12 protein-coding genes are annotated in these 24,984 nt (G+C 72.5%); all 12 read left to right on the top strand.

Annotated elements, in window-relative coordinates; translation table 11 throughout:
• Positions 1-2 precede the first annotated feature (2 nt).
• The 12 genes from HHL15_RS04730 (at position 3) to HHL15_RS04785 (ending at position 24,976) form a co-directional block, all read left to right on the top strand.
• Positions 3-3,086, top strand: a complete 3,084-nt coding sequence (locus HHL15_RS04730) for a baseplate J/gp47 family protein (RefSeq protein ID WP_169144685.1) — start codon at positions 3-5, stop codon at positions 3,084-3,086.
• On the top strand, positions 3,083-5,848 hold the full coding sequence (locus HHL15_RS04735) for a diguanylate cyclase (protein ID WP_169144686.1): 2,766 nt from the start codon (positions 3,083-3,085) through the stop codon (positions 5,846-5,848). Before HHL15_RS04730 ends, HHL15_RS04735 begins: the two co-directional genes overlap by 4 nt.
• Positions 5,841-8,603 (top strand): hypothetical protein, encoded by a 2,763-nt coding sequence (locus HHL15_RS04740; protein WP_169144687.1) that lies wholly within the window; start codon positions 5,841-5,843, stop codon positions 8,601-8,603. The genes HHL15_RS04735 and HHL15_RS04740 overlap by 8 nt, the downstream gene beginning before the upstream one ends.
• A gap of 15 nt (positions 8,604-8,618) precedes the next feature.
• Positions 8,619-10,280, top strand: a complete 1,662-nt coding sequence (locus HHL15_RS04745) for a contractile injection system tape measure protein (protein ID WP_169144688.1) — start codon at positions 8,619-8,621, stop codon at positions 10,278-10,280.
• Positions 10,277-11,683 (top strand): ATP-binding protein, encoded by a 1,407-nt coding sequence (locus HHL15_RS04750; RefSeq protein ID WP_169144689.1) that lies wholly within the window; start codon positions 10,277-10,279, stop codon positions 11,681-11,683. The genes HHL15_RS04745 and HHL15_RS04750 overlap by 4 nt, the downstream gene beginning before the upstream one ends.
• A gap of 137 nt (positions 11,684-11,820) precedes the next feature.
• Positions 11,821-14,988: an eCIS core domain-containing protein gene (locus HHL15_RS04755; RefSeq protein ID WP_206198596.1), complete on the top strand. Its 3,168-nt coding sequence runs from the start codon at positions 11,821-11,823 to the stop codon at positions 14,986-14,988.
• Positions 14,989-15,019: 31 nt separating this feature from the next.
• On the top strand, positions 15,020-15,925 hold the full coding sequence (locus tag HHL15_RS04760; protein ID WP_206198597.1) for a fructosamine kinase family protein: 906 nt from the start codon (positions 15,020-15,022) through the stop codon (positions 15,923-15,925).
• Positions 15,926-15,981: 56 nt separating this feature from the next.
• Complete coding sequence (locus tag HHL15_RS04765; RefSeq protein WP_169144690.1) at positions 15,982-18,684, top strand: cation-translocating P-type ATPase; 2,703 nt, start codon at positions 15,982-15,984, stop codon at positions 18,682-18,684.
• 116 nt (positions 18,685-18,800) lie between these two features.
• Positions 18,801-22,040, top strand: coding sequence for a CHASE domain-containing protein (locus HHL15_RS04770; RefSeq protein ID WP_169144691.1), 3,240 nt, complete (start codon positions 18,801-18,803; stop codon positions 22,038-22,040).
• A 99-nt stretch (positions 22,041-22,139) separates the two neighbouring features.
• Positions 22,140-22,913 (top strand): (Fe-S)-binding protein, encoded by a 774-nt coding sequence (locus HHL15_RS04775; protein ID WP_169144692.1) that lies wholly within the window; start codon positions 22,140-22,142, stop codon positions 22,911-22,913.
• A gap of 4 nt (positions 22,914-22,917) precedes the next feature.
• On the top strand, positions 22,918-24,330 hold the full coding sequence (locus HHL15_RS04780) for a LutB/LldF family L-lactate oxidation iron-sulfur protein (RefSeq protein ID WP_169144693.1): 1,413 nt from the start codon (positions 22,918-22,920) through the stop codon (positions 24,328-24,330).
• A gap of 4 nt (positions 24,331-24,334) precedes the next feature.
• On the top strand, positions 24,335-24,976 hold the full coding sequence (locus tag HHL15_RS04785) for a LutC/YkgG family protein (RefSeq protein ID WP_169144694.1): 642 nt from the start codon (positions 24,335-24,337) through the stop codon (positions 24,974-24,976).
• The last annotated feature ends 8 nt before the right edge of the window (positions 24,977-24,984 follow it).

Genomic DNA, 24,984 nt, shown 5'->3' on the forward strand with positions numbered 1-24,984 from the left:
CCATGGCCCTGCCGGACCTCCTCGCCGCCCTGATCGCCGCCCCCGGCACGCGCCAGGCAGACCGCCTGCCGGCCGCCCTCGATCCGGCCGGCGCGCCCCTCGATGGCCGGAATCCCGGCGACCTCCTGCACGCGGCGCAGGCCCTGGCCGCCCACCTGCACTACTACGGCCACGACCCCGTCACCCCGGCCGGTGACTGGCAGGCCTTCTTCCCGGCCCGCGGCCCGGGAGAGTCCGACGCCGCCTACCGCGCCCGCCTTACCGCCCTGGCCGACACCCGCGACGGCAGCCTGCCGCCCCACCTGGCCCTGCTCATCGCCTTCCTGCAGGTGGCCCGCCACCCCCGCGCCCTGCTTGACGACTTCACCCGCCGCCACCTGGCCTTCCAGATGGAGACGGTGCTCGGTTTCCGCCCCCGTCCGCCGCAGCCAGACCACGTGCACGTGGTGCTGCACCTCAAGAAAGGCGTCGCCCCCGTCGAGATCGGCCCCGGCCTGGCGCTCGCGGCCGGCAAGGACGCGGAAGGGCGGCCCCTGCACTACCGCCCGGTGCGCCCGGTGGTGGCCGGTCACGCCCGCATCGAACGCCTCGCCGCGCTGGGACGCGACGGCGGGCGGGTCAGCTTCGCGCCGCTGGCCGACTCGGCCAACGGCCTGGGCGAAGCCCTGCCGCCCGACGATCCGGCCTGGCACCCCTTCGGCCTGCGCCGCCCCGGGCAGGCGCCACTGGCCGACGCCCCCCTCGGCTTCGCCCTCGCCGCCCCGGTGCTGCGCCTCGCCGAAGGGCGCCGCCGCATCAGCGTCAGCCTGGGGCTGGCCGGTCTGCCCGCCGACCTGGACGGCGCCACCCTGGCCGCCGCCTTCGAGGCGCGCCTGAGCGGCCCGAAGGGCTGGCTCGGCCCCTACCTGCCTGCCCCCGCCGAGTCCCGCGCCGGGCCCGACGGCTGGAGCTTCGTGCTGCAGCTGGAAGCCGACCAGCCGGCGGTGGTGGACGCCAGCCCGGCCCTCCACCAGCAGGCCTTCCCGGCCGGCACACCGGTGCTGCAGCTCCTGCTGCGCGAAGGCGCCGGCCCCCTGTTCGAGCGCCTCGCCGCGGTGCGCGTGCGCGAGCTGCGCATCGGCGTCACGGTCGAAGACATCCACGGCCTGAGCCTCGACAGCGACTTTGGCCCCCTCGACCCGAAGAAGGCCTTCCTGCCCTTCGGCCCTCAACCCACGCCTGGCACCCGCTTTCACGCCGGCTGCCCGGAAGCCCTGGGCAAGCGCCTGTCGGCCCTCAGCCTCAAGCTCGTCTGGCAGGACGCCCCGACCAGCCAGAGCCGCCTCAACGCCCGCTATGACCATTACTCCGGCCTCGCCGGGCTGGCCGGCGGCGTCCAGGCACAGGCCAGCTGGATGGACGCCAGCGGCAGCCACCCGGCCAGCACCGTCACCCTGGCGCCGGCCCCCGGCAACACGGTGATCCTGGGCCTCGCCGGCATCAGCCCGGCCCCGCCGGCCAGCGGCTTCCGCGCCGTGGATGACTACGCCGCCCTGCTGCGGGTCGGCGGCAAACGGGCCCGCGAGGAGGCCGGTTTCCTCAAATGGCGGCGCGGCAGGTCCTCGCGCCAGCCCGCCGCCAGCCCGCGGGCCGGCTTCATCACCCTCAGCCTCGCCACCGACCTGCTGCACAGCGCCTGGCGCAGCGAGGCCGTGGCCGGCCTGCTGGCCGACCCGCCCACGCCCCTGGCCGAACCGTGGACACCCCGCGCCACCGGCATCAGCCTGTCCTACAGCGCCAGTGCCGGCCCCAGCCGGGTGGACGACCCGGACACCGCCGGCTTCACCGGCGCCGAGATCGAGTTCTTCCACGTGGACGCCCTCGGCGTGGCCCGCGAACACGCCTGGCTCAACGCCCGCCGGCCCTGGGCGCAGCAGGACGGCGTGGCCCTGCTGCCGCCCCATCCGGCCGGCGGCGAGCTGTTCATCGGCCTCTCCGGCAGCGCCCCCGGCGCCCCGCTCAGCCTGCTCTTCCAGGTCGCCGAGGGCAGTGCCGACCCCGGCGCCCACGCCCTGCCGCTGAGCTGGTCGGTGCTCGCCGACAACGCCTGGTACCCCCTCGCCAGCGGCCGCGAGATCGGCCTGGATACCACCCGCGACCTGCGCGCCAGCGGCCTGCTCGCCCTGACCCTGCCGCAGCAGGCCGGCACCGACCACAGCCGCCTGCCCGCCGGTCTGATATGGCTGCGCGCCGTGGCGGGCGACCCGGCGGCCGCCTGCCGGCTTGTCGGCATCCACACCAACGGTATGGAACTGGCCTTTGACGACCAGGGCAACAGCGCCAGCCACCTGGCCGCCCCCCTGCCGGCCGGCCGCATCACCCGCTTCCAGGCCAGCCCGGCGGCGGTCAAGGAAGTCGTCCAGCCCTACGCCTCCTTCGGCGGCGCCCCGCAGGAAGACCCCATGGCCCTGGCCCGGCGGGCCGCCGAGCGCCTGCGCCACCGCAACCGCGCGGTCAGCCGCTGGGACTACGAGCGCCTCGTGCTGGAGGCCTTTCCCGGGGTCGAGCGGGTCAAGTGCATCCCCCATGCCCAGCCGGGCAGCTGGCTCGCCCCCGGCCACGTCCTGCTGGTGGTGGTGCCCGACCTGCGTCAGCGCAACGCCGTCGATCCCCTGCAGCCGCGGGTGGACCTGGACACCCTCACGCGCATCCGCGACTTCATCCTCGAGCGGGCCCCCATGGCCCTCGGGCCCGACAACCTGCACGTGGCCAACCCGGCCTACCGCCCGCTACGGGTGGACTTCAAGGTCGCCATGCGGCCGGGCCATGCCTTCAGCTACTACCGCCAGGCCATCAACGAGGCCCTGGTCCGCGCCCTCTCCCCGTGGGCTTTCGACAGCAGCCAGGCCCTCGATTTCGGCGGCCGGGTACGGCGCTCGTCCCTGGTCAACTTCGTCGAGGACCTGCCCTGGGTGGACTACGTCACCGACTTCCGCCTGAGCCTGGCCGAAACCGGCGCGGCCGACAGCGCCGAGCTTGCCCCCGACGCCCCGGACGCGATCCTCGTGTCCGCCGCGGAGCACCTGATCGCCGAGGTCGCGCCATGACCGACATGCCCCGCCCTGTCAGCCTGTCCCGCGAGCCCGAGCCCACCGGCCGCGACGCCGCAGCCCTCTATGGCGAAGCCCTGGAGCACCTGCGCCGCCTGGCCGGCCGGACCTGGACCGACCACAACCTGCACGACCCGGGCATCACCATTCTCGAGATCGCCACCTGGGGCCTGGCCGAGTTGGGCTACCGGGCCGACCTGCCCCTAGAAGACCTGCTGACGCCCACCGCAGGCAGCCCGGCCACCCTTGCCGAGCAGTTCCTGCAGGCCCGCCGGGTGCTGCCCATGCGCCCCCTCAGCGCCCGCGACTGGCGCAAGCGCCTGATCGACCTGCCCGGGGTCAAGAACGCCTGGGTCCAGCCGGTGACCCCGCCGCCCCTCTACGCCGACCTGCTGGAGCGCCGCCTGCGCCGCCATCCGCCGGAGCACGGGCGCTACCGGGAAGTGCGCCTGCGCGGGCTGGTCCGGGTGCTGATCGACTGCATGGACGGCCTCGACACCCAGGCCGAGCGGGAGCCGGTGCTGCGCGCGGTACGCGCCGCCCTGGAAGCCGGGCGCAACCTGTGCGAAGACTTCGTGGCGGTGGACATCGTCCCCACCCAGTCCTTCGCCCTGTGCGCCGAGGTGGACCTGGAGCCCGCCGCGGACCTCACCGAGACCGCCGCCCGGCTGCTGTTCACCGCCGCCCGCTGGATCGCCCCGCCAGTCCCCGCCCACCGCCTGGGCGAGCTGCTGGCCCGCCCAGGCCCCGACGGTCAGGCGCGAACCCCTGACCAGATCTTCGACGGCCCCCTGCCCGACAACGGCTTCATCGACGACACCGAGCTGGCCGCCGGCGACCTGCCCGCCGAGCTGCACCTCTCCGACCTCATCAACGTGCTGATGGACGTGCCGGGCGTGCGCGCCCTGCCCGACCTGCTGCTGACGCCCCTCGACGGCGACGGCTTCGGCCAGCGCCTCGCCAGCCCCTGGCGCATCCCGGTCACGCCAGGCCATCTGCCGCGCCTGGCCCTCGGCGGCGATGGCCCCGCCGCCGGCCGCCTGGTCTTCCGCAAGCGCGGCCTGCCGGTGGCCGGCTGGAACCTCGACGCCCTGCCCGGCCCCGTCGCCACCCGCCTCGCCGAACTGCAGGAGGCCGCCCGCCGCGCCCTCGAAACCCCCGATACCGAAGACCTGCCCCTGCCCGCCGGGCGCGGCCGCGAGGTGGCCGCCTGGCGCTCGCTGCAGCTCGACTTCCCCCCCCTCTACGGCCTGGGCGAAAGCGGCCTGGCCGGCAACCCGGACCCGCAGCGGCAGGCCCAGGTGCTGCAGCTCAAGGCCTGGCTGAGCTTCTTCGACCAGCAGATCGCCAACGACCTGGCCCTCCTCGGGCAGGCCCGCGAGCGGCTGTCGATGGCCCCGTCCGACCTGGCCGCCACCGCCGCACGCTTCAATGACCCGTCCACGCCCGCGCAGTTACTGGTCGGCCAGCGGGTGGACAGCATGCCCGGCCACACCCGCATCTACACCGACGACGTAGGCCCGGCCCTGCTCGCCGGCCTGATGGAATCCCCAGCCGAGGCGGTGGCCCGCCAGCAGCGCCTTCAGGACCACCTGCTGGCGCGTCTCGGCGAGGACTTCTCCGACTACGCCGGCGCGATGGCCTCCGCCTTCGGCCACAGCGACGCCCGGGTGATCGCCGACAAGAGCCGCTTCCTGGCCGATGCGCCCGAGGTGGTCGGCCAGCGGGCCGGCGCCTACCACCAGGCCGCCGATGCCCCCGAAGCCCTGTGGAACAGCTTCAACGTGAGCGGGCTGGAGATCCGCCTGGCCCGCCTGCTCGGCATTGCCGACTTCAGCCGGCGCAACCTGGGCGCCGTGTCCTACGACACCTATGCCGAGATCGACGCCACCCCCGGCGACGAATTCCGCTTCCGCGTGCTGCGCGCCGGCGACGACAAGATCCTGCTCTCCTCCACCGGCAACTTCACCACCCGGGAAGCCGCGCGGGCCCGCATGATCGAAGCCATCGAGCGTGGCCAGCGCAGCGACGACGGCCACTACCGGATCATCCAGGGCAGCGACGGGCGCTTCTACTTCAGCGTGCAGGCCGCCGACGGCCACCTGCTGGCCCGCCGCGCCGAGGGCTTCGCCAGCCGCGACGCAGCCCTCGCCGAGATCACCGCGCTGGCCGCCTACCTGCGTGACCACTACAGCGGCGAAGGCCTCTACGTGATCGAGAACCTGCTGCTGCGCCCCGCCCTGCAGCGCCAGGCCGACGGCAGCTGGACCTACGCCGAAGACTCCGCCGACCCGGCCAACGACGACCCCTTCCTGCCCATCTGCGTGGACCCGGCCTGCGCCGACTGCGGCGATGACGACCCCTACTCGCAGCGTCTGCAGATCGTGCTGCCGGCCTACGCCGGGCGCTTCCAGGAGCCGGACTTCCGCGACTTCGTCGAACACACCATCCGCCAGGAAGTGCCGGCCCACCTGCTGCCCAAGCTGTGCTGGGTCGGCGCCGACCAGATGGCCCGCTTCGAGGGCGCCTACCGCGACTGGATCCGCCTGCACGCCGGCGCCCTGCGCCCCGACCGGGCCGGCCGCCACGCCATCCTGCAGGCCATGCTGGAGGCCCTCACCGAGATGAAGAACCAGTACCCCCGACGCACCCTGTTCGACTGCGTTGCAGACGCCCCCCGGCCGCCCTTCGTGCTCGGCCTCCACGCCCTCGGCAGCGCCCCCGACCAAAACCTTCCCCAGGAGACGGACAATGGCTAAGGTCCTCACCCGCCTCACCCCGCCCCTTGCCGGCCACTACACGGTCTTCGAGCGGGATCAGGTCCTCACCCACGGCCAGCTCAACGACGTGGCCGACTGGCTCGACCAGCAGGACCGCCTGTCCCGGGTCAGCCTCACCGGCACCGGCCTGATCGCCGGCCTGGCCCTCGGCGGCGACGCCGGACGGATCACCGTCAGCCCGGGCCTGGGCATCACCTGCGACGGCGACCTGGTCCGGGTCGACGCCCCGCTGCTGCTCACCGCCCTGCGCCCCTACGACGACACCGCGCCACGCTACGAGCCCTTCTTCGACGCCACCACCGGCCAGCCGGTGATCCTCGGCGAGCTGGTGGCCAGCGACGACGCCAACCCCGGCCAGCCCCTGGCCGACCTCCCCGGCATCCTCGAGCGCGGCATCGTGGTGCTGCTCGCCGAGACCAGCGACACCGACCGGGACCTGTGCACCGGCACCGACTGCGACAACCTGGGCCAGCAGCGGCGCCAGCGCCTGCGCGTGCTGCTGGCCGACCGGCGCTGGGCCGGACTGCTCACCGACGGCCCGGTCAGCGTTGCCGCACGGGCCCGCGACCTGCCCGAAGCCATCGCCTACCGGCCGCAGCTCGGCGCCGGGCTAGCCAACGCCGAGACCCTTGTCGCGCGATACCAGGAAAGCAGCGACCGCACGGTGGCCGGGCTGCAGACCTGCTTCACCAGCCTGAGCCAGCTCTTCCCCGAACTGCTGCTCGAACTTTTCCAGGGCGACCCGATGCCCGACCTCGACGCCCAGCTCCTCGCCCGCCTGGCAGGCACCCCCGCCCTGGCGGCCCAGACCTTCTCCGACTTCCTGCGCGACCTGGTGGCCAGCTGGAACGAGCTGCGCGACGCCCTGCTCGACGACGACTCGATCAGCAATCCGTCCATCGGCACCTTCCCCAAGCATCTCGGCCTGGGCGCGCTCGGCGACCAGAGCGACGCCCCCATCGGGCGCAGCGGCTTCCACCCGGCAGCCAGCGCCACGGACGCCCGCCAGCGCCGCGCCGACGCCCGCTTCCTGCTGCGCCGCCTGGCCTCCCAGATCGACCGCTACCGGATGCCGGAGGACACGCTGCTGCGGATCACCCCGAGCCACGGCGAGCATGCCCCCCTGGGCGAGCGCGCCATCCCCTGGTACTACACCGCCAGCACCGCCGCCGTGTGGAACCGCCGCCTCGCCGAACGGCGCCTGTCCCACCACAACCTGGGCTACCGGGCCGCCGACTATGGCGGCAGCCCCCGCGCCCTGGTTCCGCTGGCCGGCGCCATCGGCGGCCACGACTTCTTCCGGGTCGAAGGCCACCTGGGGCGCAGGGTGGACGAGGTCTCCGCCGAGCTGAAAAAGCTCATCGCCGAGCACAACCTGCCCTTCCAGGTGCATGCCGTGCTGGCCCACAACCGCAAGGACCGCATCCGCATCCGCCCCGGCATCCGCTACACCGACCTGCACCGCTTCCATTACCTGCTGCGCCAGGACGTGTCCCTGCGCCTCGACGAGAGCGACAGCTACGCCGAGCGCTTTGTCGGCAAGCTGCGCGGCGCGGTGGAGCAGAACGAGGTGCCGGCCGAGACCGACTCCGGCGCCTCCGTGCTCAACATCGCCGGGCTGGCCCGCAGCGCCATCGGCACCCTGGCCGGCCGCGCCAAGCCCGCCCTCGACTCCCGCAGCTACAGCATTTACCGCAGCGCCAGCACCGAAACCCGCTGGAGCAACGGCATCGGCGAGGCCCTCGGCGCCCTTGGCGGCGCCCGCAGCAACCTGGGGCCGCTGGCCCGCAGCGACTTCGTGTCGCCCCTCGACAGCCTGATCCAGACCACCCACCCCCTGTGGCTGGACTGGCTCGATGACCTGATCCAGGCCAAGGACGACAAGGACGACGACAAGCTGCTGCTGGCCCGCTTCGCCACCGACCACCCGGGCCTCGACCACCTCGGCGGGGTGTGGCGCGGCGGCACCCTGGTGCTGGTCTATGACGACAACCAGCGGGTGGTGGCCGACTTCACCCTGGCCTATCCCTGCGCCGAGGCCGACGAGCCCGAGCCCGTCGAGCCGCCGCTGGTGCGACCGCCGCAGCGCCGGCCGCCCTTCGACCTGGACCCGATCCGCCCGATCCGCCCGGTGGACCGCCTGGTCAGCTCCCTCGTCGGCAGCGCCGTGGCCAGCCGCTTCGATGGCGCCCGGGCCGAGCTGGCCGCCGACCTCAAGGCTGTCCAGGCCGAGGTGCGCAGCCGCCTGGACAACCAGACCGCCAGCGTCGAAGGCCTGGTCAAGGGCGTCTTCAGCACCCGCGAGGCCACCGGCGCTGGCGTGGTGCTGCCGGGCAAGAGTGTCGCCACCGGCAACCTGCTGGTCGATGAGATGGTCCGCGACGTGGAACTCAAGCGCCAGAAGGTGCAGAGCCTGGTCGAACTGACCACCCGCGGCGACCTCCCGCCGGAGAGCCGCGAAGATGCCCAGGCCCTGCTCGCCCGCGCCCAGGCCGAACTCGGCGCCTCGGTGGCCGACGCCGCCGAGCAGCTGGTCAAGCACAAGGTGGACACCTCCACCGGCAGCGCCGCCGGGGTGGCCACGGTGCTCGCCAACAGTGCCGTCTTCGTCACCGACGCGGGCGCCGCCAAGGAGCTCGGCAACCGCCTCGACGGCCTGCGCGCCGGCCCCCTGGACAACACCCAGACGGTGCTGATCGGCAACATCCAGAGCGTCACCCGGATCCGGGGCTAAAGGAAGGAACTCTCGATGAGCACCCTGCTGCCCCACCGCATCCGGCGCCTGCACTGGCAGGCCCGGGCCCCCACGCCCACCGCGGCCTTTGGCTTGCGCGGCCTGTTGCGGGACGCCACCGACGAAGTGCTGACCGCGCTAGAGCGCAGCCTGTCGGCCCACATCCCCGCAGACCAGGTGCTGCGCCTGCCCCGCCTGACCCTGAACGTGCGCCTGCCCCCCGGCGCCCAGGCCGACGACCTGGCCCGCGGCATCGAAAGTGCCGTGGCCGAAGCCCTGGCCGGGCAGCTGTCCGCCAGCGCGCCCAGCCCCGGCGGGCAGGGCACGGACGGCAGGCCGATGCAGGAAGACAGCCCTCCCACCGACGCCCTCGCCACCCTGCAGCGCCTGCCGCCCGATGTCCTGCAAGGTCTGCTGGACAGGGTACTGGCCAGCACCCGGACGGAGGACGACGCGGCCCTGGTGCCGATCACCCTGCCCGACCCCCGCCTGCCCACCAGCCACCTGCCCCTCGGCCTCGTCCGCCAGCTCGCCCGGCAACTGCGGGGAGAATCCGCCCCCTCCGGCACCGGCGGCACCAGCCCGGCGCACCACGCCCAGGCCGGCCTGGAGATCTACCTCGGCAGCGGCAACGTGGACTGGCCCCTCGCCGGCCTGGACCCGGAAACCCTGCTGCAGCTCCTGCGCGAAGCCGCCCTCGCCTGGGTGGATGGCGATGCCCTGCCCCCGGCCATTGCCCGCCTGACACCAGCCCTGCGGCCCGGTGCCGTGGCGCGCTGGCTGGCCCTGCTCCCCCTGGCCCGGCGCAGCGACGCGCTGGCCGGGCGGCTGGACGCGGGTGGTGCCCTGGCGCAGCACCCCCTGACCCCGGCACTGCGCGACCGGGCCCTGGCAAACAGCCCTGCCACCACCCTGCTCCCCGCCCTGTGGCTGGCCTGGCGGCTCGAAGCGGCCAGCCCCCCCGCAGCCCTCGCCGACTACTGCCGCGGCCTGCGGCCCCTCCTGGCCCATGCCCCGGCAGCCGATGGCGAGGCCCTGCGGGCGGCGCTGGAAACCGCCGCCCCAGCCGGGCCGGAGTCGATCCCCAGGACAGACCCCGACACACGCCCCGCCACCACCGACACCCCTCGCTTCACCCAACGCCCGGAAAGTGCCGCCCCCTCCGGCCTGCTGGTGCCGGCGGCCGGCCTGGTGCTGGCCCACCCCTACCTGTCGCGCCTGCTCGACGCCACCGGCCTGCACCCGGCAGGCACCCGCGGGCCGATACCCGACCCGGTGCTGCCGGCCGCCGCCAGCCTGCTGCACTGGCTGGCCACCGGACGGGAGGCCGAGCAGGAATTCACCCTGCCCTTCATCAAGCTGCTGCTGGGCCGTGACCCGGACACCCCGCTGCCCCACGCCCCGCCGCCCCTGCCCGAGGCCTGGCGGGTCGAGGCCGACGCCCTGCTGGAAGCCATGCTGGCCCACTGGCAGGCCCTGCGCGGCACCCGCCCGGCGGGCCTGCGCAGCGGCTTCCTGCAGCGCCGCGGCTGCCTCGAAAAAGGCGACGCGGCCTGGCGCCTGCGGATCGAACCCGAATCCTTCGACATGCTGCTCGACCTGCTGCCCTGGGGCTTCAGCCTGGTCCGCCTGCCGTGGATGCCCCGCCCCCTGGTCACGGAGTGGCCCACCCCATGAGCGGCCCCGACCTGCCCTGGACGCCGGCCCCCTCTGCCGCCACGGCGGACAGCCTGCTGCCGGCCGCGGCGGCAAGCCTGGAAGCCGAGCTGGAATGGCTGGCCAGCTGCCTGCAGGCCCGGCTGGGCAGCTACTTCGGCACACCCCCGTCGTCGCCGGCCCTGCCCGTGGACGCCCCGCTCCTCGGGCAGCCGGGCTGCCCCTATGCCGCCGCCGTGCAGGGCCACGGGCTCGACCCGGCGGAGCGGCTGGTGCTGGCCCTCGCCCTGGCCCCCAGCCTGCGGCCCCAGCTCCTCGACGTGCTGTGGTCGCCCAATACCAGCATCCAGCGGCCCTACACCGAGTTTGGCGCCATCGGCGGCGGGCCGGTGTGCCTGCCCAGCGGCGAGACCGCCTGCTTCCTGCTCGCCGGCGACGCCCTCGCACTGCGCCTCGCCGCCATGCGCCGGCTCGCCCCCGAATCCCGCCTGGCCCGCCAGGATGTACTGCGGGTCGGCCCCCCGGCCATGTCTGGCAGCGCCGGCATCCCCGTCAGCCCGCTGGCCGGCCCCCTGCAGGTATCACCGCGCTTCCTTGCCGAGGCCTTGCCCGGCCTGCCCCTGCCGGTCAGCGGCGAAGCCGGCCTGCCGGCGCGGCGGGTCTTCAGCGGGCTGGGCTGGCACGACCTGGTGCTGCCCGCCCAGACCCTCGCCCAGCTGGAGGACATCGCCCTGTGGCTGACCCACGGCCACACCCTGCTGCACGAGTGGGGCCTCGGCCGGCGCAGCGCCCCCGGCCACGTCAGCCTGTTCCACGGCCCCTCCGGCACCGGCAAGACCCTCTCCGCCGGCCTGCTCGGCCAGCGCTGCGGACGCGAGGTGTGGCGGGTGGACCTGTCCCAGGTCAGCTCCAAGTACATCGGCGAGACCGAGAAGAACCTGGCCCGCCTCTTCGAGGCCGCCGAGCAGGCCGGCTGGATCCTCTTCTTCGACGAGGCCGACGCGCTGTTCGGCAAGCGCACCGGCGTCAGCGACGCCCATGACCGCTACGCCAACCAGGAGGTGAGCTACCTGCTGCAGCGCATCGAGGCCTTTGCCGGCGTGGTGATCCTGGCCACCAACCTGCGCCACAACATCGACGACGCCTTCCTGCGCCGCTTCCACTCGGTTGTGGCCTTCCCGATGCCCAAGGCCGCCGAGCGCCTGCGCCTGTGGCAGGAGTCGATCCCCGCCGCGGCCCGCCTCGACCCGGCCATCGACCTGGCAGCCCTGGCCCGCCGCCACGAGATCTCCGGCGGCACCCTCCTCAACGTGGTGCGCCACGCCTGCCTGCAGGCCCTCGGCCGCGGCGACACCACCCTGCGCCCCACCGACCTGGACGAAGGCCTGCGCCGCGAACTCCTCAAGGAGGGCCGGACCAGCTAGGTCCGGCATGGAATGAGCGCCGCCCGGCCGTCCGAAGGCGATCGCCCCGAAGCCCATCAGGGCGGAGGGCGTATTACGGACGCAGCCCGGCCGCCCGAAGGCGATCGCCCCGAAGCCCGCAGGGCGGAGGGCGTCTTATGAATGCGCCCCTGTCGCGGCAGATCCTGCGCGCACCGGAACACCGGAGCCAGGTGGTGGCGGCCCCCCAGGCCCAGCGCTCGGCCGTGTCCGCCGCCCCGGCCAGCTTTGCCGGGCTGCGGGTGTCCAGCCCCCACGATGCCGCCGAGCACGAGGCCACCCGGGTGGCGGCGCGAGTGGTCAGCATGCCGGCGGGTGCGGCGTCGGCCAGCGCGGCCCGCTTCAATGGCCTGGTGCCGCCGTCGGCCCAACGTTCCCCCGCCCTGCCCACCACGGCAGGGGGGGGCCCCAGTGTCTCCGGGCTGCCGGCCGGCGGCCAGCCCCTGCCACGCCCGGTGCGGGATTTCATGGAGCCGCGCTTCGGCGCCGACTTCTCGGCGGTGCGCATCCACACCGGCCCCCAGGCGGCCCAGGCCAGCCGCCAGCTCAACGCCGCCGCCTTCACGGTGGGCCACCAGGTGTTCTTCGGCGCCGGCGCCTGGCAGCCCGACAGCGGCTCCGGCCGCGAGCTGATCGCCCACGAGCTGACCCACACCATCCAGCAGGGCGCCGCCCCCCAGGTGCAGCGCAGCCCGCTGCCCATCCAGCAGCACGGCGCGCCCTCGGTGCAGCGCCTGGGCGTCGCCGATGCGCTGGACTACTTCGCCGAGCAGGCCAACCTGCTGCCCGGCTTCCGCCTGTTCACCCTGGTGCTCGGCGCCAATCCGATCAACCTGCGGGCGGTGGACCGCTCCGCCGCCAACCTGCTGCGGGCGGTGGTCGAGCTGCTGCCCGGCGGCGCGCTGATCACCCGCGCCCTCGACGCCCACGGCATCGTGGACCGGGTGGCCGGCTGGGTGCAGCAGCAGATCGGCAGCCTCGGCCTGGTGGCAGGCAGCATCCGCCAGGCGGTGGACCGCTTCCTGGGCAGCCTGGGCTGGCGCGACATCTTCCGCCTGGGCGACGTGTGGGAACGGGCCCGGCGCATCGTCACCGAGCCCATCGCGCGCATCACCGCCTTCGTCGGCAACCTGGCCGGTGGAGTGCTGGCCTTCATCCGCGATGCGGTTCTGCGCCCCCTGGCCGGGCTGGCCCGCGGCACCCGCGGCTGGGACCTGCTGTGCGCCGTGCTGGGGCGCAACCCGATCACCGGGGAGGCGGTGCCGCGCACCGCCGAGACCCTGATCGGCGGCTTCATGCGCCTGATCGGCCAGGAGGAGGTGTGGCAGAACATCCAGCGTGGCAATGCGCTGGGCCGCGCCTGGACCTGGTTCCAGGGCGCCCTGGCCGGCCTCATGGACTTTGTCGCGACCCTGCCCGGCCTGTTCATGGACACCCTGCGCAGCCTGGGCATCGCCGACCTGGTCAGCCTGCCCCAGACCTTCGCCCGCATCGGCCGGGTCTTCGGCGACTTCGCCGGGCGCTTCGTGGCCTGGGCCGGCCGCCAGGTGATGAGCCTGCTGGAGATCATCTTCGAGGTGGTGGCCCCCGCCGTGATGCCCTACCTGCGCCGCGCCGCCGGGGCCCTGCGCACCATCATCGCCGACCCGGTGCGCTTCATCGGCCACCTGGTGCGGGCCGGGGTGCAGGGCCTGCGCCAGTTCGCCGGCAACATCGTCAGCCACCTGCGCGCCTCCCTGATCGGCTGGCTGACCGGGGCGATGGGCGGTGCCGGGGTCTACATTCCCCAGGCCTTCACCCTGCCGGAGATCATCAAGTTCGTGCTCAGCGTGCTCGGCCTGACCTGGCAGGCGCTGCGCGGCAAGCTGGTGCGGGCGGTGGGCGAAACCGCAGTGACGGCCCTCGAGACCGGCTTCGACATCGTCGTCACGCTGGTCCGCGACGGCCCCGCGGCGGCCTGGGAGCGCATCCGCGAGAGCCTCTCCAACCTGCGCGAGATGGTCATGGAGCAGATCATGAGCTTCGTGCGCGACAACATCGTCAGCGCCGCCATCACCCGCCTGGTGTCCAGCCTCAACCCGGCCGGCGCCTTCATCCAGGCCATCATCGCCACCTACAACACGGTGATGTTCTTCATCGAGCGGATGCGCCAGATCGGCCAGGTGGCGGCGGCGCTGATCGACTCCATCGCGGCCATCGCCAGCGGGGCCATCGGCGCCGCCGCCAGCCGGGTCGAGCAGACCCTGGCCGGCCTGCTGACCCTGGCGATCAGCTTCCTGGCCCGCCTGGTCGGCCTCGGCCGGGTCAGCGATGCGGTGACCAACATCATCAACCGCATCCGCGCCCCCATCGACCGGGCCCTCGACCGGGTGGTGGAGTGGATCGTCGCCATGGCCCGGCGCATCGGTCGGCTGTTCGCGGGTGGAGGTGGAGGCGCCGCCGCCGCACCGGCCGCCGCGGGGGTGCGCGGCGAGGCCGCCCGCCTGCTGCAACAGCGCCTGGGCAGCCACCAGACGCCCGAGCAGGCACGCCAGACTGTCCGCCAGGTGCTGGATCAGCTGCGCCCCGCCGGCCTGCGCAACCTGCTCATCGTGCCCGGCACACCGGAGACCGGCGAGCGCATCGAAGCCGAGGCCAGCCCCCGCCTGCCCCTGCTCAAGCTGCTGCCGCGCGGGCTGATTCCGCCGGGGCGCAGCGTGACCATGGTGGCCCGGGTCACCCTCGACCCGGGCCCCGCGCCGGCCACCCCGGCACCCGGCAGCGTCACGCCCCTGCCCGCCGCGGAGCGGGGCGCCCCGGTGCGCGGTTCGGCCCTGGTGCCCTTCGGCAGTGGCGGCGCGGTGCTGGCCTCCGGGGGGGCACAGATCCTCGACATGGCCAGCTGGAACACCGGCCGCCTCAACGAGACCGGCAACAGCTCCCATGCCGAGCATCAGTTCATCCACCACATGGAAGGGCGCAACCGGCGCGAACGGGGCTTCTTCGGACGCATCGCCAGCCTTGAGCTGAACCTGCGCAACTACAGCCCGTGCACCGTCTGCGTGGACGAGTTGTCCGGCTTCCTGCGTGACATCCGCGCGGCCCGCGCCGCCGCCGGCACCCCCACGGTGCAGGCCCGCATCGCCTGGACCGAAGCCTACCCGGGCGGCCGCGGTGGCCTGCAGGCCACCACCACCCAGAGCCTGGGCACCCTCTCCGGCGCCGGCTGGACCCTGGCCGCGCCGGCCAGCGGGCTACCCCCCAATGACAACGCCTGGGCCGCTCAGGTGCACGTCGAACCACTGTAAGCTTGCTCCTGTTGCCTCAGCCGAGATCCCCGTGCCGGTTCCCTCTTTCCTCAACAGCGTCCTGGGTGGCAGTTGGACGGCCCGCCCCCTCGACGTCAGCGACTTCGCGGCAACCTGGCGGGCCGACGGGCCGGACGGGGCGCTGTTCGTCAAGGCGGTTCCCCTGGCCCGCGCCAGCATGCTGGAGGCTGAGGCCGACGGCCTGGCGGCACTGGCAGCCACCGGTACGGTGCGCACCCCGCAACTGGCCGGCTGCTGGCGGGACGGCGAGCGGGACCAATGCCTCCTGGCCATGGAATGGCTCGATCTGGCACGCCCCGACCAGCGCTTCGGCGAACGTCTCGGCCACGCTCTGGGGGCCCTGCACAGGACCCCGCCGCCCGAAGGCGACGGCCGCTTCGGCTGGCATCGCAACAACGTGCTCGGCGCCACTCCCCAGCTCAACACCTGGAGCCCGCAGGACGGCCGGGCCGGATGGCTGCGTTTCCTCACCGACCAGCGCCTTGGTGCCCTGCGCGAGAGGCTGGCGCGGCGCGGCGCCCCACCTGGCCTGCTGACAGCCCTGGACCCCCTGATCGACGGGCTGGAGCATTTCTTCCCGGCCGACTTCAGCCCTCGGGCCAGCCTCATCCACGGTGATCTGTGGTCCGGCAACCGGGCCATGCTGAAGGATGGCAGCCCGGTCATCTTCGACCCTGCAGTATCCATCTCCGACCCCGAAGCCGAGCTGGCCATGCTGGAGCTCTTCGGCCCCGCCCCCGCCGGCTTTGCCGAGGCCTACGCCGAGGCCGGCCTGCAGCCCGGGGGTTCGGCCGAAGGCGCGATGCAGCGCCGCAAGCTCTACCAGCTGTACCATCTGCTCAATCACGCGCTGCTGTATGGCGGCAGCTACCTGAGCGAAGCAGAACGGGTTGCCCGGGCCCTTCTGCCCCGCTAGCACGCGCAACCCCGCCGCCAGAAGAGCAACACCGCGCCGAACGCCGGACAGCCACCATGCGCCCCCCTGCTTCCACCCCTCTCCCGCCGGAGCCCCTCTGGCATGCCCTCTCCGCCGAACAGGTGCTGGACGCGTTGGGCTGCCTCCCCGCCCGCGGACTGACGCCCGAAGAAGCCGCCGCCCGGCTGGCCCGGGTCGGCCCCAACGCCCTTGCCGAGGCACCGCGCCGGCCCGGCTGGCGGCGCTTCCTCGACCAGTTCACCAGCCTGCTGATCCTGATCCTGCTCGGCGCCGCCGTGCTGGCCGGCCTGCTCGGCGACATCAAGGACGCCGTGGTGATCGGGCTGGTGGTGCTGCTCAATGCCAGCCTCGGCTTCATCCAGGAGAACCGCGCCGAAAGGGCGCTGGCCGCCTTGCGTGACATGCTCTCGCCCTCCGCGCGAGTCCGCCGTGATGGCGCGGAACAGGTCGTCGACGCGGCCAGCCTGGTCCCGGGTGACCTGCTGCTGCTTGAGGCCGGCGAACGCATCGCGGCCGACGCCCGGGTGGTCGTGGCCATCTCCGCCGAAGTGGCGGAAGCCGCCCTCACCGGGGAATCCGCCCCGGTTCCCAAACAGGTGGAGGCCAGCGACGCCGCGGCCGGGCTGGGAGAGCGCCACGGCATGCTGTTCATGAACACAGTCGTCACCCGGGGCCGGCTGGAGGCGGTGGTCACGGCCACCGGGATGGCCACCGAGATGGGCCACCTCGCCGGGCTGCTGGAACAGGCTGGCGAGCCGCCCACGCCGCTGCAGGTCCAGCTCGATGTGCTGGGCAAGCGGCTCGCCCTGATCGCCGGCGTGGTCGTCGCCCTGATGTTCGCCGCCGGCCTGGCCAGGGGCGGCAATCTGATGGACACCGCCCTCACCGCCATCGCCCTGGCCGTGGCGGCGATTCCCGAAGGCCTGCCGGCGGTGGTCACCGTCACCCTGGCCCTGGGCATGCACCGCATGGCCGGGCGCAAGGCCATCGTCAAGAAGCTGGCGGCAGTGGAAACCCTGGGCTGTACCACGGTGATCTGCTCCGACAAGACCGGCACCCTGACCCTCAACCAGATGACCGCCCGGGCCCTGCTCAGCGGCGGACGTCGCTTCACCCCGGCCGCTGACGACGATGCCGGCCCCGCCGGCCTGCGTGCCGAAGACGGGGGCCCGCTACCGGACCTGCAGACCCTGCTGAGGCCCGCCGTGCTGTGTTGCGATGCGTGCCTGCGCGAGGGCGAGCTGATCGGCGACCCCACCGAGGGGGCCTTGCTGGCCCTCGCCAGTCAGGCCGGCCTTGATGGTGAGGCCCTGCGCGAGGCCTTCCCGCGGATTGCCGAGATTCCCTTCGACTCGTCCACCAAGTTCATGGCGACCTTTCATCGCGAGGGCGAACAGGTCCGGATGTGGGTCAAGGGCGCGCCGGACGTGCTCATGGCCCGCGCCTCGCACTACCTGGCGGGGACCGGCGAGGCCGCCCTCGACGACGAGGCCCGGACCCGCCTGCAGGCCGCCAACGAGGCCCTCGCCGGCCAGGCCATGAGGGTGCTGGCCCTGGCCGGGCGGAGCCTGCCGGCCGCGGACTTCGATCCGGACGGGGATCTGCAGGCCTGGGTCCGCGACCTGAACCTGGTGGCCCTGGTGGGCATCATCGACCCACCCCGCCCGGAAGCCCGGGCGGCCATCGCAACCTGCCGGCGGGCCGGCGTCGAGGTGAAGATGATCACCGGTGACCATCGCCTCACCGCCGCCGCCATCGCCGCCGAGCTGGGCCTGCACGGCCGGGTCCGCGAAGGGCGCGAGCTGGACGGCCTGAGCCCCGCCGCCCTGCAGGCCGCGGTGGCGGACACGGCAGTCTTCGCCCGCGTCTCGCCAACCCACAAGACCCGTATCGTCGAGGCCCTGCAGGCCGGCGGCCAGGTGGTGGCGATGACCGGCGACGGGGTCAACGACGCCCCCGCCCTGAAGGCTGCCGACATCGGCGTGGCGATGGGCATCACCGGTACGGCCGTCACCCGCGAAGCCGCCACCCTGGTACTGGCGGACGACAACTTCGCCACCATCGTGGAGGCCATCGAGGAAGGCCGCACCATCTACGACAACATCGTCAAGTTCGTGCGCTTCCAGTTGTCCACCAACATCGGCGCCATCCTGACCGTGCTGGCGGCGCCCTTCCTGGGCTTCGCCACGCCCTTCACGGCCATCCAGATCCTGTGGGTGAACATCATCATGGACGGGCCACCGGCCATGACCCTGGGCCTCGAGCCGGCACGGCCGGGCATCATGGACCGGCCACCCCGCCCGGTCGACGCCGCAATCCTGTCGTGGCCGCGCCTGGCGCGCATCGGCACCTATGGCCTGACCATGGCGGCGGGCACCCTGGGCATGTATGCCTGGGGTCTGGAGCGGGGCGGCGCCGCGCTGGCCGGCACCCTGGCCTTCACCACCTTCGTGCTGTTCCAGCTCTTCAACATCTTCAATGCCCGGACGGAGCACGAGTCGGCCTTCAACCGCCAGTTCTTCAGCAATGGTCGCCTGTGGACCGCCCTTGCCAGTGTCCTGACCCTGCAGGTCCTGGTGGTGCACTGGGCTCCGGCCCGGCAGATCTTCGACACGGTGGAACTGAGCGCGCTGGAATGGGGCCTGGCCGCCCTGGTGGCCTCCACCACCCTGCTGCTTGATGAAGCACGCAAGCTGATGTTGCGCAGCTTCCCCCCCCCGAAAAAAGTGCGCGGCTGAACAACTTTGGCGGAAATTTGTCACCGGCGGGCAGACACAGCCTTCCCCGCCCGGCTTAGACTCATGGTTTTCCCTGATTGCGTCCCGGATTTTCCCGGTCGGCCCCACCCTCCGCCTTGAAGACCTCCATTCTGCTCGAGTCCGGTCGCAGCTTCGGCATCGCCCTCAGTTACCTGGCACTGGGCAGTCTGGGGCTGGTCTTCGCCATCGCTCCCGGCTACGCCAGCCCGATCTTCCCCGCCTCGGGCCTGGCCCTGGCGGTCGCACTGGTGATGGGCAAGCGGGCCCTGCCGGGCATCTGGGCCGGATCGGCGGGCATGAACTGCCTGCTCGCCCTCCTCAGCGGCACCGCCTCCCAGGCCACGCTGACCGCCGCCTTGCTGATCGCCACCGGCGCCACCCTGCAAGCCTGGATCGGCAGCCGCCTGATCCGCATGCTCGAGGCCCAGCGCTGGCGGCAGCTGGAGCAGGAACGCGATGTGGTCGTCTTCCTGCTCATGGGTGGCCCCCTGGCCTGCCTGGTGTCGGCCACCGTTGGCATCGGCAGCCTCTACTTCCTCGACGTGCTGCCCCAGGCCGCCACCCTGTTCGCCTGGTGGAACTGGTTCGTCGGCGACACCCTGGGCGTACTCACCTTCACGCCCCTGTGCATGTCCCTGCTGCTGCGCCACTCGCCGCTGTGGGCATCGCGCCTGCGCCAGGTCGGTGTCCCCATGGTGCTCACCCTGTTCTGTGTGGGGGTCGCCATCTACTTCACCGGCCGCTGGGAACAGCAGGGCCAGCTGAACCGCCTGAAGGCCGACTCCCTGGCCATCCAGAGCCATATCACGGACCGTCTGCTGAGCCACCGGGAAGCCCTGCAGGCCCTGCGCCGCCTGATCGAGATCGACCCCGATCTGTCGCCGGAGCACTTCACCCGCTACACCCTGTCGACCCTGCAGGACAACCCGGACATCTCGGCACTCAGCTTCAACCGGCGGATCCGCGGCGCCCAGCGCAGCAGCTTCGAGCACGATATGGCTACCCGCCTGAGCCAGCCCGGTTTCCGCATCACCGAAAGGAACAGCGAAGGCATGCTGGCACCCGCCGAAGAGCGGTCCTTCTACGTGCCTGTGACCCATATAGTGCCCCGTTCGGGCAACGTGCCGGCCCTCGGTTTCGACCTCAGTTCGGAGTCGGTTCGACGGGAAGCCCTGAACCTGGCCATGGACGGCCAGACCCCCATCACCCTCACCCCGCCCATCCAGCTGGTGCAGGATGGCGCCGAACGGAGTGCCGTGCTCATGATGGCGCCGGTACACCGCCATGAAAGCATGCCGGGCTCTCCCAACGATCGCCTGCTGGGCGTTGCCGTGGCGATCATCCGTCTGGAAACCCTACTCGAGACCTCGATCCGCGGACACCTGCCGGCGGGGCTGTCCCTTGAGCTGTACGACGCGGGCGGCGGCCTCCTGGCCCGTCATCACCGCCTGGAAGCCGAAAAAAATGACCGGATCACCTGGCAGGGCCAGTTTCCGGTCGGCCAGCGCACCTGGGAACTGAAGGTCTACGCGGAAGATGCCTACCTGGAGCAGAACCGTCTGTGGGTGGCCTGGGCGGTGGGCGTGGTGGGCCTGCTCTTCGCGTCCCTGCTGCAGACCCTGATGCTGGGCATGAGCGGCCGGGCCGCCATCATCCAGCGCAAGGTCGAGGAGCAGACGGCCGACATCGCGGCCAAGAACCAGGAACTGGCGCTGGTCAAGATCTCCACCGACCGCTCCGCCGACGGCACCTACTGGATGCACACCGACGGCCGGATCGTGCGGGTCAACCCCGCGGCGCACCGGATGCTCGGCTACACCGAGGAGGAGCTGACCCGCCTGCGCGTGCCGGACATCGACCCGCTGGTCAGCCAGGCCGTCTGGCAGGGCCACGTGAAGCTCCTCGCCGAAGGGGCCACCAGCCGCTTCGAAACCCTGCACCAGCGCAAGGACGGCAGCCGCTTCCCGGTGGCCATCTCGGCCGCCATGGTGCATGCCGGCGGGCAGGACTACATCTACGCCACCGCACGGGACATCACCGAACGCAAGCTGGCCGACGACGAGCTGCGCCGCCACCGGGACCACCTCGAAGACCTGGTCACCACCCGCACCGCCGACCTGAACATGGCCAAGGAGGCCGCCGAAAGCGCCAACCGGGCCAAGAGCAGCTTCCTCGCCAACATGAGCCACGAACTGCGCACGCCGATGAACGCCATCATCGGCCTGACCCACATCCTGAGCCGCCGCAACACCGACCCGGAACAGAAGGATCGCCTCTCCAGCATCAGCCGGGCCGCCCGCCACCTCATGCAGTTGCTCAACGACGTGCTCGAACTGTCGCGCATCGAAGCCGAGCGCCTGCCCCTCGAAGAGCAGGATTTCATCATCGACGGGGTCATCACCGGGGTACAGGGCCTGGTCTCCACCGATGCGGCCAACAAGGGCCTGAGCCTCGATTTTGCGGTGGCCCCGGCCCTGGCCGGACAGCCCCTGCACGGCGATCCCCTGCGCCTGCAGCAGATTCTCCTCAACTTGGTCGGCAACGCCATCAAGTTCACCCGCGCCGGCGGGGTGCGGGTGCGGATCGACATGACTCCGGGCGAAGGCCGGGAGATCCTGCTGCGGGTTGAAGTGGACGATGACGGGATCGGGATTCCACCCGAGGCACGGCAGCGCATCTTCGAACCCTTCGAGCAGGCGGATGGCTCCACCACCCGCCAGTTCGGCGGCACCGGGCTCGGCCTGGCCATCTGCAAGCGCCTGGTGAACATGATGGGCGGGCAGATCGGGGTCGGCGAGCACCAGGGCGCGGGCAGCACCGTGTGGTTTACCGCCCGCCTGCAACGTGGCACCGAGGGCTGCCACCTCCCCGGTGCCAGTACCAGCCAGGACGGCATCGAGGCGGAACGCCAGCTACGGGCGCACCATCGCCAACGCCGCGTCCTGTTTGTCGAGGACGACGCGGTGAACCAGGTGGTCGGGCTCGAACTGCTGCGGGAGATCCTCGGCCTGCACACCGAACTGGCCTGCAATGGCCTGGAAGCCCTCCAGAAGGCCGAAACCCAGGCCTATGACCTGATCCTGATGGACATCCAGATGCCGGTGATGGACGGCCTCACTTCCACCCGCCGGATCCGGGCCCTGCCGGGGCATGCCCGCACACCCATCGTGGCGATGACCGCCAACGCCTTCGAGGAAGACCGCCGGGCCTGCCGCGAAGCCGGGCTCGATGACTTCATCTCCAAGCCGGTCGCCCCCGACCGCCTGTATGCCACACTGCTGCAGTGGTTCGAGGCTGCGGTCGACACGGCCCCCGCCCTGCCCGAGCGCGCCTGAATCCGCGCCGGCAGTCCCCTGGTAGATCCATTCCCCTTGCCCGAACTCCGCCCCGGGCCTAGCATCCCGCCCGGCATGCCCGCCCCACCGGAGATTCCGATGCCCACCGACAACGCGACGCGCCCGCGCGTCGGCCTGTTCGCCACCTGCCTGATGAACCTGTTCCGCCCGAACGTGGGCTTCGCCGCGGCGCGGCTGCTGGAGGATGCCGGCTGCAGCGTGGAGGTGCCCCAGGCCCAGACCTGCTGCGGCCAGCCCGGCTACAACAGCGGAGATTTCGAGGCCGCCCGGGCCCTGGCGCGGCAGCTCATCGAGGTGTTCGAGGGTTACGACTACGTGGTCGGCCCCTCCGGGTCGTGCATGGCCACCCTGCGCCACGACTACCCGAAGCTGCTCGCCGACGACCCCGCCTGGCGGGCCCGGGCCGAGGCCCTGGCGGCAAAGAGCCACGAGCTGCTGTCCTTCCTGACCGATGTGCGCGGCGTCCGCAGCGTGCCCACCCGCTACGCCGGCACGGTCACCTACCACGACTCCTGCTCATCGATGCGCGGCCTGGGGGTCGAGGCCCAGCCGCGCCTGCTGCTCGGCTCGGTGGCCGGCCTGAGCCTGGCCGAGATGGCCGACCGGGAGGTGTGCTGCGGCTTTGGCGGCAGTTTCTGCGTCAAGTACCCGGCCATCTCCGGCCGCCTCGCCGGAGACAAGACCGCCGCGGTGGCGGCCAGCGGCGCGGACACCCTGCTCGGCGGCGACCTGGGCTGCCTGCTGCACCTGGCCGGCAAGCTCCGCCGCGACGGCCAGCCGGTCAAGATCTTCCACACCGCCGAGGTGCTGGCCGGCATGGCCGATGGCCCCGGCATCGGCGGCGAGGCCTGAGCCCATGCAGGTCAACAGCCCGAACTTCAAGGCGAAGGCGGAAGCCGCCCTGACCGACCCCCAGTTGCGGGAGGCCCTGGGCAAGACCCGCATCATGTTCGTGAACAAGCGCGCCGAACTGGCCGCCGCCCTGCCCGAATTCGAGCACCTGCGCGACGAGGCCCGCGATCGCAAGAACCACATCCTGGCCCACCTCGACCACTACCTGGAACGCTTCGACGAGGCCGTGACCCGGGCTGGCGGCAAGGTGCACTGGTGCGCCGACGCGGCGGAGGCACGCCGCGTCATCCTCGACATCTGCCGTCGGGTCGAAGCGAAGTCCATCACCAAGGGCAAGTCCATGGTGTCGGAGGAGATCGGCCTCAACGAAGCGCTTGAGGCCGAGGGCTACCGGGTGCTGGAGACCGACCTGGGCGAGTACATCATCCAGCTCGCCCACGAGCCGCCCTCCCACATCATCGCCCCGGCCGCCCACAAGACCCAGGAGCAGGTGGCCGACCTCTTCCACGCGGCCCACGGCGGCCCGCGCAAGACCACCGTCGCGGAGCTGGTCACCGAGGCCCGCCTGGTGCTGCGCGACGAGTACTTCAGGGCCGACGTGGGCATCACCGGCGGCAACTTCCTGGTGGCCGAGACCGGCTCCACGGTGATCGTCACCAACGAGGGCAACGGCGACCTGACCCAGACCCTCGCCAGGGTGCACATCGTCACCAGCGGCATCGAGCGCATCGTGCCGACGCTGGAGGACGTCAGCCTGTTCCTGCGCATCCTGGCCCGCAGCGCCACCGGCCAGGAAACCGAGACCTACACCACCTTCTCCACCGGCCCGCGGCGCCCCGGCGACCCGGACGGCCCCGAGGAATTCCACGTGGTCCTGGTGGACAACGGGCGCAGCGGCATGCTCGGCGGCCCCTTCCAGGACATGCTGCGCTGCATCCGCTGCGGTGCCTGCATGAACCACTGCCCGGTGTATGGCGCGGTGGGCGGCCATGCCTACGGCTGGGTCTATCCGGGCCCCATGGGCGCGGTGCTGACGCCGCTGTTCGTCGGCCTCGACGCTACCCGCGACCTGCCGAATGCGTGCACCCTCAACGGCCGCTGCCAGTCGGTATGCCCGGTGCGCATCCCCCTGCCCGAACTGCTCCGTGAGCTGCGCCACCAGCAGCACCAGCAGGGCCTCCGCCCGCCGGCCGAACGCCGCGCCCTGGCCACCTGGCGCTTCGTGGCGGAACGGCCGCGCCTCTACCAGTTCGCCAACCGGGTGGCGGCACGCGCCCTCAAGGGCCTCGGCGGCGACGCCGGCCGCCTCCGCAGCCTGCCCTTCGCCGAAGGCTGGACCGCCTTCCGTGACCTGCCGGCACCCGAAGGCCTGACCTTCCTCGAACTGTGGCAGGCCCGCCACCCCGGAAAGCGCTGAAGCCATGCCCGACTCCCGCGACACCATCCTCGCCCGCATCCGCGCCGGCCTTGGCCGCGGCCCACTGCCCGCGGCCGCCGGAGCGGCCCTGGATGCCCGCCCCGCGCACACCCGCATCGCCTTTGACGATGACCTGACGGAGCGCTTCATCACCAAACTGTGCAGCCGCGCCGGCAGCGTGAACCGCCTTGCCAGCCTGTCGGAAGTGCCCGCCGCCGTCGACGCCTACGGCGAGGCCCATGGCCTGCCGCCCCGCGCCGCCGTGGCCCGCCCCCTTGCCGGCCTGCCCTGGCCGGCCGGGCTGGCCCGCCATGAGGGGCCCGCCGGCAAGGACGAGATCCTGTCCGTCACGGCCTGCCTGGCCGGCATCGCCGAGACCGGCAGCATCCTGCTCGCCTCCGGCCCAGACAGCCCGACCACTCTCAACTTCGTGCCCGACCACCATCTGGTCGTCTTGCTGGCCAGCCAGCTGGTGCCCGATTTCGAGGCTGCCTGGGCGCACCTGCGGGCCCTGCCGGGAGGCATGCCGCGAACGGTGAACATCGTCTCCGGCCCGTCCCGCACCGGCGACGTGGGGTTGACCCTGCAGCTCGGCGCCCACGGACCACGCAGCCTGCATGTACTGCTGGTGGGCGGCGACACCTAAACTTCTGC

The sequence above is a fragment of the Zoogloea dura genome (assembly GCF_012927165.1).
Taxonomy (GTDB): Bacteria; Pseudomonadota; Gammaproteobacteria; order Burkholderiales; family Rhodocyclaceae; genus Zoogloea; species Zoogloea dura.

Coding starts and splice junctions, on each gene's coding strand:
- HHL15_RS04730 (WP_169144685.1), top strand. CDS start 3: ATGGCCCTGCCGGACCTCCTCGCCGCCCTGATCGCCGCCCCCGGCACG.
- HHL15_RS04735 (WP_169144686.1), top strand. CDS start 3,083: ATGACCGACATGCCCCGCCCTGTCAGCCTGTCCCGCGAGCCCGAGCCC.
- HHL15_RS04740 (WP_169144687.1), top strand. CDS start 5,841: ATGGCTAAGGTCCTCACCCGCCTCACCCCGCCCCTTGCCGGCCACTAC.
- HHL15_RS04745 (WP_169144688.1), top strand. CDS start 8,619: ATGAGCACCCTGCTGCCCCACCGCATCCGGCGCCTGCACTGGCAGGCC.
- HHL15_RS04750 (WP_169144689.1), top strand. CDS start 10,277: ATGAGCGGCCCCGACCTGCCCTGGACGCCGGCCCCCTCTGCCGCCACG.
- HHL15_RS04755 (WP_206198596.1), top strand. CDS start 11,821: ATGAATGCGCCCCTGTCGCGGCAGATCCTGCGCGCACCGGAACACCGG.
- HHL15_RS04765 (WP_169144690.1), top strand. CDS start 15,982: ATGCGCCCCCCTGCTTCCACCCCTCTCCCGCCGGAGCCCCTCTGGCAT.
- HHL15_RS04775 (WP_169144692.1), top strand. CDS start 22,140: ATGCCCACCGACAACGCGACGCGCCCGCGCGTCGGCCTGTTCGCCACC.
- HHL15_RS04780 (WP_169144693.1), top strand. CDS start 22,918: ATGCAGGTCAACAGCCCGAACTTCAAGGCGAAGGCGGAAGCCGCCCTG.
- HHL15_RS04785 (WP_169144694.1), top strand. CDS start 24,335: ATGCCCGACTCCCGCGACACCATCCTCGCCCGCATCCGCGCCGGCCTT.